Consider the following 14,180-nt stretch of genomic DNA (forward strand, 5'->3'; position numbering starts at 1 on the left):
ATGGTGTGTAACACCAGGTTTGTTTATGCCCTAAAAAATAAAAGGACCAAGTGTCGGCCACTGGTCCTTTTATCTTTAAATTACCCGTATAAATTTTAATACTTTTTTGATACAAACAGTTTATGGATCTCATAAGCGCTTAACGCTCTGTGATAAATCCTTACTTCATCCATAGAGCCGCGTACAAGGTACCCTTCCCATGAAACACCCGGATTATCGCGCCCAATGTACAGGTCGGCATCTGTGTTCATGTTAGGCGCCGGCATATTATTTGTTATGGTATCAAGCATGCCGTCAACATAGATGCTTAGCTGATGTTTGGATACATCGTAAACATTGGTAACCAAATGCCATTGGTTCAGGCTAATTACCTGAGTTCCGCGGGCAGCGGCACTGCCACCACCTGTGCCGTAAGTTACAATACCCAAGGTTGAAAATCCATAGCCTGTGATACCCCAGGCCCATCCGTTTTCAACGCCTGAATAGTGCTTTGTTAGCAAATTAACACCATAAGAGTAATTATACTCATCTAATTTAACCCACGTACTTAAGGTAATATTGGTATTGCTTAAACGTAATGCCTGGTTATCTTTTACAACAATATAGCTGCTCGATCCATTAAAATAGAAAGCACTGTTTGCGTTTCCGAACCTATCAGTTGTTGAGGATATGTCATTAGCTTTGCCATTATTTTTATAAGGCGAAAAATCGTTAAGGTTATTATTAAAAGGGTAGTAAGCCAGCAAGCCAATACTTAAACTGTCTTTGACCGTTACCAGGCAAGTGGCTGATTTTGTTTTGGCAGAATCAGTAACCGATATCTTTGAGGTACCTTCATTCTTAACCGTGATCTTTCCTGTTTTAGAAACAGATACAATCGAAGTATCAGAAGATTGCCATGAAAATTTTGAGGTATCAAATGAAACAGGATCTACCTTCAAATCCATTTGCAATACATTACCAATGTAAGCCGTTAAAGTATCCGTAATGGCTATATTTTGAAGCTTTACAGGCTGAGGAGTGGGATTGTTTTGCTCTTTGTGACAAGAAGAATAAATAGCAATAGTTACTAAAGCCCATACAAGAGGCATTCTTTTTTTCATGTAATAAGGTTTTGCCACAAAGATATAAACCTTTACATCAATAGACTAATACTACGTCAAAATTCGCCACGACCCGAAAGGCAGTAAATTACCGGGGGATGAAATCAATTGTTTTTCACCGGACTAACCGTAGCTGCTTTTTTCCTGGCCGCTGTTTTTGTAGTAACCAGCACCACACCATTTACGGCCCTATCCCCATAAATAGCAACAGCAGTTTTATCTTTTAACACGCTTATCTGTTCAATATCGTTCGGGTTAATTCTATTTAACGATGCGCCCTGGGCCAGGGCTACCCCATCAATAATAATTAAAGGCGCTGATTTACCACTATACTTGTCACTAACTATTACATGCTGCTTCGTTGTATCAACAACCAACCCGCCATATATTGGCCTGTCTCCGCCTGATGGATTTACAACATCCCCGGTTTTATTTTCGCCGGGTTTTGCCGATTTATCATCTGTCAGTGTAAAGCTTATGGGCACAGAATATTGAACTTTTACGGGCTTTCCATTCTGGATTCCCGGTTTCCAGGCCGGTGACATACTTAGCACCCTCACGGCTTCTTCATCGCAACCTGAGCCTATCCCTCTCACAACCTTCATGTTTGATAGCGACCCGTCTTTTTCAACAACAAAAGTGATAATCACCCTTCCCTGAACATTATTGTCGTGGGCGGCTTTTGGATATCTAATGTTAGTCATCAAAAACTTACCGAAGGCTTCTATACCTCCCTTGAATTCCGGTACCTGCTCAACTGATGTGAATACAGCATCAGGGCCTGACTGGGCCGAAGCTATAGAAAATCTTGCCGGAGCAACCGTTTTTACAGTGTCGGCATCGGGAGCGAGTGCAAAGTTGATCGGTACCGAATACTGAACCCTTACAGGGCGGTTACCTTGCATTCCCGGCTTCCATCGCGGCGACAGCATCATTACCCTTAACGCTTCGTTGTTCAGATCATCTGTAATACCTCTTACAATCCTTTCACTTGAAAGCGAGCCATCCTTTTCAACAATAAAGGTTATGATCACCCTTCCCTGGATTTTTTGTTCACGGGCCGACGCAGGGTATTTGATATTTGAAGACAGGAATTTGCCAAAGGCTTCCAACCCTCCCGGAAATTCGGGCAAACTGGCAACCGAGGTATATACCGGTGAGGTATCAGCTGCGGCAACCGGCCTCTCAGGTTTAGGAGGCTCATCAATAGTAATCTCTGTTACTTTACTGGCCGGGGTTGAGAAAACTTTATCGGCTTTAGTGTTGATAACCGTAATGGTATCACTGTTATTAATTGTAGCTGATGACAGCACCATCATCAAAATAAACAATGGAGCCGACAGCCCGTATTTAATAAGTGCCGTGCGGTGCGATTTATTTTTTTGCAGCATAATGATACGTTCTTTCAACAGGCTTTTGTTAAAAAATGAATTAACCAGGCCATGTGTCGGCGTATTAAATGTTTGGCTTAACAATAGCATAGCATAATCGGCCTTATCGGTGCCGGCCTCAACTGCGTGCCTGTCGGCAATAAATTCATGGATGTGTTTTATTGCCCTGCGATAGAAATATACTATCGGGTTAAACCAGTTGATGATCATCACCAGCTCAACCAGCAGCACATCGGCCGAATGCCATTGTTTGGCGTGTACATCCTCGTGCGTGGCTATTGCTTCATTAGCCTCACCATCAGCATTTAATTTTACCTTTTTGAAAAAAGAATAAGATACCGGTGAATCGGGCTGGCTGATCGCCTTTTTTAGCCTAAACAGCTGCCAAATCAGCCTGCCTGATAAAAAAACAATGCCTGCGATATACAAAAGGAACAATATCTCCCCTATACTAACCGGCGATTCTTCTATAGGTTTAAAGTGATAAACCAATACCGGGCTGGCATACAGGGTATACTTCACCTGTTGGGTAATGAACAGGTTTTGAACCCAATCGGCCTGGATAACAGGTATCATAAATGATAACAAAGCGGCACTTACCAGGTAAAGCCTGTTAAGCTGAAAAAAGGTTTCTTTACGAAGCAAAAGCACATAAAACCCGTAAAACAGCAACAGGTATATGTTTACCAGTAATAAATATTGCCACCAGTTCATAACTATTTTTCTTTTAGTTTCTCAATCAGTTTCATGATCTCATCGGCCTCCTTCAGGTCGATCTTTTCTTTCTTTACAAAAAATGAAAGCATGCGGTTAACAGAGTTGTCAAAATAACCGCTCAGCAGTTTATCGGCAGCAAAGTTCTGATATTGCTCCTTGCTGATAACCGGGTGATATTCATGGCTTTTGCCAAACGCTTCATGCCCAACAAAACCTTTTGTTTCCAGGATCCGGATAATTGTTGATACGGTATTATAAGCGGGCTTGGGCTCAGGTAACTGCTCGATAACGTCTTTAACATACCCTTTTTTTAATTGCCAGAGCACTTGCATAATCTGCTCCTCGGCGCGGGTTAACTCTTTAATTTCCATGTGCGTACTTTTAAATTAATACCTCGTGTATTAATATCTTCAATTGGTTTAACTAAGGTAAGAGATGTATTTTTAATTTGCAACTAAATTTTTAGTTATCACTTTCTTAAACTTTAAATCGTCATATTCGTTGTGATACTTCATACCAGATTATAAATGAACATAACCTTCCATGGTGCTGCCCGTAATGTAACCGGCAGCAAACATTTACTTCGCCTCAACGACGGCACCAACATATTATTAGATTGCGGCATGTTTCAGGGCCTGGGCGAACAAACTGAAGAAATGAACGAACATTTCGGCTTTAATCCCAAAGCAGTTACGCACATGATCCTTTCGCACGCTCATATTGATCATTGCGGTTTAATACCGCGATTGGTAGCCGAAGGTTTCGACGGGAATATCTATTGCACCTCGGCCACCATGGATCTTGCACGGATCCTCCTGCTCGATTCGGCAAAAATCCAGGTGCAGGATACAGAGTATAGTAATAAGCATCGCACCCGTAAAGGCCTGCCCCTGCTTACCCCCCTATATACAGAAGATGATGTAATGGAAGCCCTGCGCCTGTTTAAAATTGTTGAATACGGCGAGGAATTTGCAATTACTCCTGAAATAAAATTCAACTTTACCGATGCCGGGCACATTTTGGGCAGCGCGGCGGTACACCTTACCGTTACCGAAAATGGCAAGGATACGCACATCACTTTTAGCGGCGACGTTGGCCGTTACGGCGATCTGCTGCTGAAAAGTCCGCAAACTTTTGAACAGGCCGATTACATCCTGCTCGAATCAACTTATGGCGATTCGTTGCATAAAGAGCTTGGACCAATTGAAGAGTCATTATTGGAGATCATCAAACAAACCTGTGAGGTAAAAAAAGGCAAAGTAATTATCCCGGCATTCAGCGTTGGCCGTACGCAGGAACTGCTCTATGCCTTAAATAGTTTGGAGCTGCGAGGGATTCTGCCGGATGTTCCTTATTACGTAGATAGTCCATTATCAGAAAAGGCGACACAAATATTGATGAACCATCCGGAGGTTTATAATAAAAATGTACAGGAGGTTTTAAAAACCGACGCCAACCCTTTTGGATTTAAGGGTTTGCGGTTTATTGAAAGCGTGGAGGAATCAAAGGCCCTGAATGATGACCCGCGACCATGCGTAATCATTTCCTCATCGGGCATGGCCGAAGCAGGGAGAGTGAAACACCACATCAAAAACAACATCAACAGTCAGAAGAATACCATTTTAATGGTTGGCTATGCAGAGCCCAATTCATTAGGCGGCCGGTTATCAAGAGGCGACCATGAAGTACATATTTTTGGCGAAATGTATGAGGTTAAGGCCGAGGTACGCTCCATCAAATCAATGAGTGCCCATGGCGATTATGATGACCTGCTCCATTTTCTGGCCTGTCAGGATCCCGCACTGGTAAGAACCGTATTTCTGGTTCACGGCGAGTACGATGTGCAACAACATTTTGCCGGGAAACTAAAGGAACATGGTTTCAAACATATTGAAATTCCTTATCAGCATCAGAAGTTAGTTTTGGAGTAAAACTAACAAACCATCATTGCGAGGTACGAAGCAATCCCTTATTAGCAGGTCCGCCCTGCATAGTTCGCGATTGCTTCGTACCTCGCAATGACGATCGCAGACACCGTCTGCTTATTACACCTTCCCTACCTGCTTAATTACCGCAATAATATCCTCTTCTCCAAAAGCGGCTTCCGCATCCTGGTAAGTTTGATAGGCGGTTTCACCCAGCGGCGTAGCTAAACCCAGATCTTTGGCCAGGCGCAGATCTTTGGCGATATGTTTTAATGCAAAAGCTGCGTTATAGTTATTGTTAACAATGGCATCACCTTTAATTTTGATGAACGGGCTTCCTAATGCACTATTGCTGATCAGCGTAGTAAGTGCTTCTGCATTAATCCCGTTTTGCTGTGCCAGCGTTACCGTTTCGGCAAATCCCTGTGCAACAATACCAAGCAGGGTATTAATGGCCAGCTTGGCCACATTGCCCGAACCTGTGTCTCCTACAAGCATCACCAGTTTACCCATTTTTTCGAGGATTGGTTTTGCCCGTTCAAATGCACCGGCTTCACCTCCAACCATGATCACCAGCATGGCATCTTCAGCCTGCTTTACACTGCCGGATACCGGGGCATCCAGGTAATAGTTACCCTGAGCTTTACATGCATCTGCCATCTCCTTACTAATGGCAGGCGATACGGTGCTCATATTAACGATGATCTTACCGCTCGCTTTTGCAGTCAGCAAACCTTCATCTCCATTAAAAATATCGTTGATGGCCTTGTCATCTGATACCATCACAAAAACAACGTCGACGTTATTTAATAGTAAAGCCGGAGATGCGGCAGTACCGATTCCCTGTGATTTAAATCCTTCTTCTTTATCCTTACTGCGGTTATAAACATTTAGTGGATACCCTGCTTTGATCAACTGCAGCGACATGGGAACACCCATTTTGCCCAGTCCTATCCATCCTATTTTTACTGTATTCATAGTAGCTATTTTGTTTTTGTTTTATATAGATTTTATTGATGTCTACTCCGCGCGTTCATCCAACAAATGTCAAGAACATAATTAACGGATATTTTTACGGATCCTGCTCAAGGATTGGGGCGTTACACCCAAATAAGATGCAATATCGGCAAGCGGTACCCTCCTGGCCACTTCAGGCTGTCGTTCCAAAAATAAGCGGTACCTTTCTGATGAGTCATAACCAAGATAGGTGTTCCGGGTTTTTATTTTTTCTAAAAGCGTATTCTGCGAAATCTGATCGATCATTTCCTTAAGGTAAGGTAGCTTATCATACAAAGCCAGCAAATTGTTTTTACTAATGGCCAGTAATTCCGTATCGCAAGCGGCCTGAATGCTTTCATCGGCAATCAGATTGTTATTGAAGCTGTATAGGATAGTGCAAAATTGGTTTTCTTTTAAAAAGAAATAAGTAACCTCATTCCCCTTATCGTTTCGCGCCATAATGCGGAGCACCCCATTGGTTACAAAAAACAACTGCCGCGCTACATGCCCAAGCTGCAAAAGCGTATCCCCTTCTTTAAATTTCATGGGCTCAAAGGCTTTTACAATAAGCTCCTGATCATCAACCGGGATAGGCTTTAACTGCTGTAAGCGGGCAATAAGTTGCTGTTGCATAGTACAAATATCAGGTAAAGAGAATTCAAAATTGCCATAAAAACGTCATTGCGAGTAACCATCAGGGAAATCCTGAAAAAAAATCGTGATGACTTACAAAATATATTTTAGGGATGTTGTGCGGAGGCCGCGTTAGATTGCAGTGTAAAGCCCGCAGCGTGTGTAGGGAATGAGGGCAGGAAAGGCGAGGACTTGTAACGGAAAGCCCGGGCCGCAGGCAACGCCCATGTTATAAAATCGATTTTAAAAAAAATTAATAATCAATAACTTACAACTACATCGTTATAAAACACGAAGCAATCGCCGATTTACAGAGCCTATCTGTATAGTTTGGGATTGCCTCGTTCCTCGCAATGACGTGATGAAGAGAGCCGGACGATTTTAAGTTTTAATAACTCGCCTGCCCTATTTCCAGTTTGCTGATCTTATCATCAATGCCAATCGTAAACTTAAAATAAGTCTTAAAATCACCCCACTGGTCGCTGTGAAATTTGCCGTAGAGGTGCAGGCCATTTTGTTCCACCTTGTCGATACTGGTAAAACGCTCATGCCCTAAAGCTTTTTCGAAAAAGCTTTTAAAGTTCATTTCGTTGCCGTCATCAAAAAGCCCGGCATCAGCGGTGAACAAAGCAAACCAGGCTCGTTTATCCCCACTTTGCAGGGCATCAATGGCTTGTTTTACTACCGGGTTATTTAGCTTCTCGGTATTCATGGTATTGATATTTTGTATTGTTGAAGCAGGTGTTTTTGCTGCCTGGGCATTTACTGATGAAGTAATTAATGTACCGTATATAATATAATGATTAAGCGTTTTCATGGTATGGTAGATGTATAAACCAAATAGTACTATTTTAAAACCTGTTAAATACAGGCAACAGGTTATAGCTAAGACTACCACCTGTTACCCTATGTTACTAAACTGATAATTAATTTGTTGCGCCGCCGTTTACCAGCAGATGCTGACCATTTACGAATGATGAAAGATCGCTGGCGAAGAACTCGGCCACATTGGCCACATCTTCAACTTCGGCCAGGCGGCCCATCGGACAACTGTCAAGCAATTGTTTCCTTAATGCGGGGTAGCTATCAGCTTCGGCAAAGATACCCGAATGATCAACAGCAAATGGTATGATGGAGTTAACTGTTACACCACGGTGACCAATCTCCTTTGAAAGAATATCAACCAGGTAGCGCGGAGTGGTTTTGCTGCCGCCATACACTGCCATTCCGGGTACCGGGAACGAGGTGGTGCTTGATGCAATATAGATGATCCGGCCATTATCTTCTACATGCTTAGCAGCTTGCTGCATGGTAAAATAAGTACCTTTAGTATTGATACCGAACACACGGTCGAACTGCTCTTCAGTAAAATCAGTTACCGGGGTTTCAACCAATTCGATACCTGCATTGGCTACCACAATATCAATTTTCCCGAAGGCATCTTTTGCTTCTTTAAACAGCCTTTCAATATCGGCCACTTTACTTACATCGGCCTGTACAGCTATTACATTTGCACCCATCGCCTTGATGTTGCTTACCACTTCATCGGCAGATGCTTTATCGCGTGAGTAATTGATTACGATGTTAGCACCCAATGCTGCATAACGTTCTGCTATTGCTTTACCTAAACCACGGGCTGAGCCGGTTATTACTGCTACTTTATTATTTAATGAGTTCATGATTTTTTTTTGATTTCACCGATGAAGCTGATTTCACCGATTCCGTTAATGATTCTTTGATTATTCTTGTCTTATTTCTCGATTCTTGAAGTCTTGCCGCTTTCATTCCCCCTTCAGGGGGTTAGGGGGCCTTACGCCATTGCACCATTAGCCCCAATATTCTGTGCCGAGATCCATTTGGCGTCGTCGCTGGCCAGGAAGGTTACTATTTTGGCAATATCCTCGGGTTCGCCGATGCGGTTAAAGGCCGATAATGATGCCAGGCGATCAATGAGCTCCTGTGGTTTGCCTTGGGTAAACAGTTCGGTATTTGTTGGGCCGGGAGATACTGTATTTACATTAATGCCTCTTGCGCCAACTTCTTTGGCAAATACCCGGGTTAATTGTTCAACCGCGCCTTTGGTTGCTACATAGGTAGCGTAAGTTGGCATCATAACGCGGGTAGTAGTTGACGAAAAATTGATGATGCTACCACCATTGGCCAGCTTAGTTGCGGCTTCACGCATGGTGTTAAATGTTCCTCGAACGTTGATATCAAACTGGCGGGTAAAATCCTCGTCGGTAGTGTCTTTTATTAATTTGGTGATCATGATGCCGGCGTTGTTTACCAGTACATCTATTTTGCCGTAATGGGCAATGGCTGCATCAAACATCGCTGCCACTTCACCGGCCTTGCTTACGTCGGCCTGTAGGGCAATGGCATCGCCGCCTTGTTGTTTGATGGAATTTACTGTTTGGTCGGCAGCTTCTTTACCGCCTGCGTAGTTGATAATTACTTTAGCGCCTTCGGCTGCTAATTTGTGAGCTACTGCTGCACCGATACCTCTTGAAGCGCCGGTTACTAATACTACTTTTGATGCTAATGTGTTCATGGTTTCCTTTGTTATATTGTTTATGTTTTGTTGTCGTTGATTGACAATACGAAGGTGGCAAGAGCAAGGCCCCTGAATGATACACATATCAAAGCATTACTTACGAATATCTAAGATTGGGGATTTTGCAATTGGGCGAAGGTGTAGTTTATGGATTAATTTAGACTCGCAGAGGGACCTGCAACTCACCGAATGCATGGCGTAGCCATCAGAGCCCTCTGCGAGTTTAAGTTAATCAACGAAATTCACTAACCTAAAATTTCAATAGGAGGCACCTACGGAGCCCCAAAATATCCTCTTTTAAGGCTATAAACACGTGGCCCCTCCAGGGCCGGCAAGGTTTTACAACATAGTGAGGTATTAATTGAGATGCTTAAGGACAGTTGCACAAGAGGTGCAAAAGATTTGTAGCATAAAAAGTATAGAAATACCCTTTGCCCCAGAGGGCAATGTGATTAAGTTAAGAGTTTTAGAGGCTGCACCAGAGGTGCAAAAGGTTGGTAGAAATAGAAATGAATTGGATTTTTTGTGTGCCAGAGGTACACAACTCCGATGTTCCGTACCTCTGGCACGGTTATTTTCGGTATATTATGTGCTACAAACCTGTTCCCCCTCTGGGGGATTTTCTTAACTTAATGACATTGCCCAGAGGGGCAAAACAAAACGCCTGGTTGATTAAACGGCAAAGCAATTTTGTGGGTTAACTTAAATCTGCGAGAGACCCTGATGGGGCAAGAAGGAAGATTAAGTAAAGTACTCTTTCTACTCCCGTCATTGCGAGGAACGAAGCATCCCCGATTAGCAAAGCGGCTAAGCAGGGCTCTCTGTACAATTTGGGATTGCTTCGTCCCTCGCAATGACGCTTGTTGTTCCTTCTTTATGGCGTTGATATTGGCTACACTACCCTCGCATGCTCTTTCCTGAACAATACAGGCGAAGTATCGGTATGCTTTTTAAAATAATTACTGAAATGAGTTGCTTCAGAAAAGCCCAAACGGAAAGCGATTTCCTTAATGGATAGCTTAGAGTTTTGTAAAAGTGCCTTGGCTTCGGATATGGTTTTTTCGGCTATCCAGGTGCTGATGGTTTTGCCGGTTTTTATTTTGATAACATTACTCAGGTAATTGGGATGAAGACTTTGCGCATCGGCGTAATCCTGCACCCTGAAAGCCTGTTCTGCAATGCCGCTACTCAGGTCGCGGTAATGTTTTTCGAGCAGGCGTTTAAAGTTCTTTACAATTTCCGAGCTCCGGTTACCTTCATATATCGGATTATAATCCTTCCAGAAATATTCTTTGAATTTTAACAGCACCACCACAAACAGGTTACCAATGATCCGGTAACGGTATGGACTATCTGAATTATACTCTTTCAGGATCTGGTGATATAAAATATCAAACTCCTCAAAAACTTCGGGAGTAAGTACACGGGCCGGAAATGTTTCGGCCAGCAAAAAGGGAAATTCATCAAAAATATTGGCATGCACGTTTTCTTTCAAAAACGATTCGCTGAGCGTAAACAGGTATACATCGCCAATGCGCTCCCAGTTAAACGAACGAAAATGCCCCGGATTGGTGAAGTAAATGGCACGGGGCTGCAACTTATGATTTTGTTCATCAATGGTATAATCGCCGCTCCCATCTTTAATAAAGGCAAAAACAAAAAAATTAAGCCGGCTCAATGGCGATTTAAACGGCACAGGCTGGTTGATGTCTTTCAGGTTAAAAACCGTAAAATCGGTATGCTTTATCAGCTCAAGCGGCAAGCCCAGGTGCTTGTATTGATCATAAAGAGTATTAAAGATCTGCTTTTCATTATCCTGGTGCATGGTGAGGTATTTACTCCAAAGCTATGAGGGATACGGGAGATTTACAAGACGCAGGCTAATCAATAAAAAACGGCGTATCGTCACTGATACGCCGTCGTGGATTTATGTCTATTACTTTTTAATCAAAGCTTACACTACCATAACTGGTGCTGATGGTAATGGTTTTATCGCTGCCACCTTTGCCTAAATGACCTTTATAGGTTTTTGTTGGGTTAAAACCACGTTCACCGTCGGCAGGGGTTTTACTGGTGATGTTAACATCATGGCCCCCATAATTAAAGCTGCCATAGTGTACTGTGATGTCGAAATCGGCATTCTGACCATCGCTTACACCTAACTTTACACTTGAGTATGATGAATTAACCGAAAGGCTTTTTACATTTTTATCAACTTCGCCAATATTCAGCGCACCACTAAATTTCACATTAATATTGCCCGAAGTAGTAATGCGGCCAATTTTTGCCGAGCCGTAGCTTACATCTGCATTAAGCTTATCGCAATCGCCAAGGTTAAGGCTGCCGTAGGCTACATCCAGGTCGCTGCCTGTAAGGGTGCCGATAGTCGCACTGCCATATCTAACCCTGATCTGGCAGGCCGGGTTGCTCAACGCTTTTGCATTTAAACTTCCGTATGAATTGTTGATATTGAGTTTACCGCTCAAATCGGGCAATTCGGTACTGCCATATTTGTTGGTTATGGTAAGCGGGTTTTTAGCCGGCATGTAAACAGTGTAATTGATCTCCATTTTGCGAACAGAGTTTTTCTTGCCGAACAAGTTGCCCCAACTACCATTATCATCATCATTTTGACTTATAGAAGTTTTGAACGATACCCCCGAACCATCCTTACTGTCTCTGATAGTTACGTTATCCAGCAGTTTCTGAGCCTTATCTTCATCATTGGCCCCTACCTTGATCTGCACGTCGACCTTAACTTCGCTTTTAGCCCAGGTAATTACCGTAATCTTGCCAAACTTGTTGTCGATATTAATTACATCATTGCCATCAACATTGTAGCTTTTACTGTAGCTTTTGGTTCTCTCAACTATGTCGCCGTTCTGTACCTGTTTTTCATAGCTTTCATCACCATCATAGCTATAGCTGAAGTTTTGGTCGAAGTTTTTAAAGCCGAAGTTGATATTGGGACTTAGTTTCTCAAACTTGTCTGCAAACTTCATGCTGTCAAAATCCTTAAACTTCATTTTAAATTTTAACGAGTCGAAGCTTTTGAACTTCATGCTGTCTTTAAATTTGAAAGCAAGCTGTTTGTTCAGTTTCAGCATATTTTGCAGCTTAAGGTGTATTTGCTTTTGCTGCTGTACACGCAAATTGCTCATTTCCTTTTGCAGCTCGCGCATTTTAGCGTTCAGCTCCTTCATTTTTTGCTGATACTCCTTGCTGTTGGTAGCCGAAGTCCAATCATCTCCATTCAATTCAGCAGCAGGGGGCGGTGTAGGAGGCGGTTTGGGCAGGGCCGGCGCTGGTGGTACTGCTGGGCTCACCTGTGCAAAGTTTGCTGTACTTATGGTTAACAAGCCGATAAGTGTAAGCAGGGCCGGACTAAATATTTTTAGTTTCATTGTTTTGTTCCTTTTTCATCTGGTTAAACTGTTCAATTACATTTAATTGCTGGTTTAGCACCTCGGTTTGTATTTGCAGGTTCCGGATCATTGCACGTAAAACACGTTCCTGGTTAGGGCTGGTGGCTAAATCATTGTTTAGTTTTTTATAGGTGGAATCCATCTTGGCTATCTCGGCGCTGAACTCCTTGAATAGCTGAGGATCGTTTTTAGATGCTGATTTAAGTTCGGTAAGCTTGGTTTCAACAAGCGACGCATAATGTACCCGCTGTTGTGCATACTCGGGGTTAATGGCAGCAAAGTCAACGCTTTTTGCGCCTTTCTGGCTTTGTATATATATACCGAAGCCTATGCCCATGACAATGATCACTGAAGCGGCTACCTTTAGCACGAAGCCCAGCGAAAAAGTCTTTGCTTCGCGTTTTTTGGGCTGCTGATCTTCCTCGTCCAAAAAATTGAGCTGTGCCTCAATTTTGCCCCACAAATCTGCCGATGGTTCTATCTCGTTAAATTCTTCGTTGTTGTCGTACATGAAATCTTCAAATCGCTTGCTCATGATACTTGTCCTTTCCTGTTTAAAATTTCAATTAACTTCCTTTTAGCTCTCAAAAACTGGGTTCTTGATGTGTTTTCTGATATATTCAATATTTGTCCTATTTCTTCGTGATCATATCCTTCAAGCAGATATAATGAAATTACAACACGATACCCATCGGGCAGCATGTTCATGCCTTCTTTTACCCTGGCAACCTGGTATTGTATGTCCTCGTCGTCCCAATTTTCTTCGTCGGCAATATTTTCCAGGTGACCGTCTTCCAACTCTACCAATTCAAGCTTGCGTTTGCGCAGCAGGTTAATTGATCGGTTCACAACAATTTGCTTAAGCCAGAGGCCAAATGTGGTATCCTGCCTAAAATCCTTCAGCTTGGCAAAGGCATCCACAAAAGCTTCCTGCAACACATCTTCAGCTTCGGCAATATCGCCCACTATCCTAAAGGCCACGTTCAGCATAGCTTTCGAATACAGACGGTAAAGCTCATAGCAGGCTTTTTTGCTTCCCTGCTTGCACTCAACTACCAGGTTGTAATGTTTATCAATATATATTGCTTCCAAATTCGTGACCGGCTTCATGATAATAGACGCAAGGCATTTTGCAACGTTGCACGTATGTGAAAAATATTTTTTTAATTACTGATAATTTTTTTGAGAATTTTAAGTTAGCAGGAGATCACGTAAGCATATCACCTAAAAATTCTTAATAAAGAACGTCATTGCACGAAGCAGTCCCCATTAAACAGAGTAGCCATGCAAATTCACTCTGTAAAATCGGTTATTGCTTCGTGCTTTATAACGACATGATCGTAAGTTATTGATTATTAGATGTATTTTTTTGATCGATTTACAACGTGGGCGTTGCCTGCGGCCCGGGCTTTCCGTTGCAAGTCCTCGCCTTG

General features: G+C 42.8%; 13 protein-coding genes. 1 reads left to right on the forward strand and 12 read right to left on the reverse strand.

Annotated elements, in window-relative coordinates; translation table 11 throughout:
* Window positions 1-95: 95 nt before the first annotated feature.
* The 3 genes from AC59JO_RS26640 to AC59JO_RS26650 form a co-directional block, all read right to left on the reverse strand.
* Window positions 96-1,103, reverse strand: a complete 1,008-nt coding sequence (locus AC59JO_RS26640; protein WP_497309281.1) for a LamG-like jellyroll fold domain-containing protein — start codon at window positions 1,101-1,103, stop codon at window positions 96-98.
* A 104-nt stretch (window positions 1,104-1,207) separates the two neighbouring features.
* Window positions 1,208-3,208, reverse strand: coding sequence for a TonB family protein (locus tag AC59JO_RS26645; protein ID WP_497309283.1), 2,001 nt, complete (start codon window positions 3,206-3,208; stop codon window positions 1,208-1,210).
* Window positions 3,209-3,210: 2 nt separating this feature from the next.
* Entirely contained in the window at window positions 3,211-3,582 is a 372-nt protein-coding gene (locus AC59JO_RS26650; protein ID WP_090534685.1) for a BlaI/MecI/CopY family transcriptional regulator, read from the reverse strand.
* Between the two features lie 156 nt (window positions 3,583-3,738).
* On the opposite strand from AC59JO_RS26650, the gene AC59JO_RS26655 reads away from it, so the two are divergent.
* On the forward strand, window positions 3,739-5,142 hold the full coding sequence (locus AC59JO_RS26655; protein ID WP_497309285.1) for an MBL fold metallo-hydrolase RNA specificity domain-containing protein: 1,404 nt from the start codon (window positions 3,739-3,741) through the stop codon (window positions 5,140-5,142).
* A 114-nt stretch (window positions 5,143-5,256) separates the two neighbouring features.
* Here the strand turns inward: AC59JO_RS26655 and AC59JO_RS26660 are convergent, their stop codons facing one another.
* The 9 genes from AC59JO_RS26660 to AC59JO_RS26700 form a co-directional block, all read right to left on the reverse strand.
* A complete protein-coding gene (locus AC59JO_RS26660) occupies window positions 5,257-6,114 on the reverse strand; it encodes an NAD(P)-dependent oxidoreductase (protein ID WP_497309287.1) in 858 nt (285 codons plus the stop codon).
* A gap of 81 nt (window positions 6,115-6,195) precedes the next feature.
* Entirely contained in the window at window positions 6,196-6,768 is a 573-nt protein-coding gene (locus AC59JO_RS26665; protein WP_413670894.1) for a Crp/Fnr family transcriptional regulator, read from the reverse strand.
* 388 nt (window positions 6,769-7,156) lie between these two features.
* Window positions 7,157-7,585 carry a hypothetical protein gene (locus AC59JO_RS26670; RefSeq protein ID WP_413670893.1) on the reverse strand — a complete coding sequence of 143 codons (429 nt, stop codon included), beginning with the start codon at window positions 7,583-7,585 and terminating at the stop codon, window positions 7,157-7,159.
* A 109-nt stretch (window positions 7,586-7,694) separates the two neighbouring features.
* Window positions 7,695-8,447 carry an SDR family oxidoreductase gene (locus AC59JO_RS26675; RefSeq protein WP_091220004.1) on the reverse strand — a complete coding sequence of 251 codons (753 nt, stop codon included), beginning with the start codon at window positions 8,445-8,447 and terminating at the stop codon, window positions 7,695-7,697.
* Window positions 8,448-8,578: 131 nt separating this feature from the next.
* Window positions 8,579-9,319, reverse strand: coding sequence for an SDR family oxidoreductase (locus AC59JO_RS26680; protein WP_413670891.1), 741 nt, complete (start codon window positions 9,317-9,319; stop codon window positions 8,579-8,581).
* A gap of 895 nt (window positions 9,320-10,214) precedes the next feature.
* Window positions 10,215-11,147: a helix-turn-helix domain-containing protein gene (locus AC59JO_RS26685; RefSeq protein ID WP_497309290.1), complete on the reverse strand. Its 933-nt coding sequence runs from the start codon at window positions 11,145-11,147 to the stop codon at window positions 10,215-10,217.
* 118 nt (window positions 11,148-11,265) lie between these two features.
* Window positions 11,266-12,726 carry a DUF4097 family beta strand repeat-containing protein gene (locus AC59JO_RS26690; protein WP_497309292.1) on the reverse strand — a complete coding sequence of 487 codons (1,461 nt, stop codon included), beginning with the start codon at window positions 12,724-12,726 and terminating at the stop codon, window positions 11,266-11,268.
* A complete protein-coding gene (locus tag AC59JO_RS26695; protein WP_413670888.1) occupies window positions 12,707-13,282 on the reverse strand; it encodes a hypothetical protein in 576 nt (191 codons plus the stop codon). Before AC59JO_RS26695 ends, AC59JO_RS26690 begins: the two co-directional genes overlap by 20 nt.
* Complete coding sequence (locus AC59JO_RS26700; RefSeq protein ID WP_497309294.1) at window positions 13,279-13,857, reverse strand: RNA polymerase sigma factor; 579 nt, start codon at window positions 13,855-13,857, stop codon at window positions 13,279-13,281. Before AC59JO_RS26700 ends, AC59JO_RS26695 begins: the two co-directional genes overlap by 4 nt.
* Between the last annotated feature and the right edge of the window lie 323 nt (window positions 13,858-14,180).

Source organism: Mucilaginibacter sp. A5337 (genome assembly GCF_059690695.1).

What these genes read in the sequence shown, in the direction of transcription:
- AC59JO_RS26680 (WP_413670891.1), bottom strand. Translation starts at nt 9,319, where the DNA reads ATGAACACATTAGCATCAAAAGTAGTATTAGTAACCGGCGCTTCAAGA.
- AC59JO_RS26640 (WP_497309281.1), bottom strand. Translation starts at nt 1,103, where the DNA reads ATGAAAAAAAGAATGCCTCTTGTATGGGCTTTAGTAACTATTGCTATT.
- AC59JO_RS26660 (WP_497309287.1), bottom strand. Translation starts at nt 6,114, where the DNA reads ATGAATACAGTAAAAATAGGATGGATAGGACTGGGCAAAATGGGTGTT.
- AC59JO_RS26645 (WP_497309283.1), bottom strand. Translation starts at nt 3,208, where the DNA reads ATGAACTGGTGGCAATATTTATTACTGGTAAACATATACCTGTTGCTG.
- AC59JO_RS26675 (WP_091220004.1), bottom strand. Translation starts at nt 8,447, where the DNA reads ATGAACTCATTAAATAATAAAGTAGCAGTAATAACCGGCTCAGCCCGT.
- AC59JO_RS26690 (WP_497309292.1), bottom strand. Translation starts at nt 12,726, where the DNA reads ATGAAACTAAAAATATTTAGTCCGGCCCTGCTTACACTTATCGGCTTG.
- AC59JO_RS26650 (WP_090534685.1), bottom strand. Translation starts at nt 3,582, where the DNA reads ATGGAAATTAAAGAGTTAACCCGCGCCGAGGAGCAGATTATGCAAGTG.
- AC59JO_RS26695 (WP_413670888.1), bottom strand. Translation starts at nt 13,282, where the DNA reads ATGAGCAAGCGATTTGAAGATTTCATGTACGACAACAACGAAGAATTT.
- AC59JO_RS26670 (WP_413670893.1), bottom strand. Translation starts at nt 7,585, where the DNA reads ATGAAAACGCTTAATCATTATATTATATACGGTACATTAATTACTTCA.
- AC59JO_RS26655 (WP_497309285.1), top strand. Translation starts at nt 3,739, where the DNA reads ATGAACATAACCTTCCATGGTGCTGCCCGTAATGTAACCGGCAGCAAA.
- AC59JO_RS26685 (WP_497309290.1), bottom strand. Translation starts at nt 11,147, where the DNA reads ATGCACCAGGATAATGAAAAGCAGATCTTTAATACTCTTTATGATCAA.
- AC59JO_RS26665 (WP_413670894.1), bottom strand. Translation starts at nt 6,768, where the DNA reads ATGCAACAGCAACTTATTGCCCGCTTACAGCAGTTAAAGCCTATCCCG.
- AC59JO_RS26700 (WP_497309294.1), bottom strand. Translation starts at nt 13,857, where the DNA reads ATGAAGCCGGTCACGAATTTGGAAGCAATATATATTGATAAACATTAC.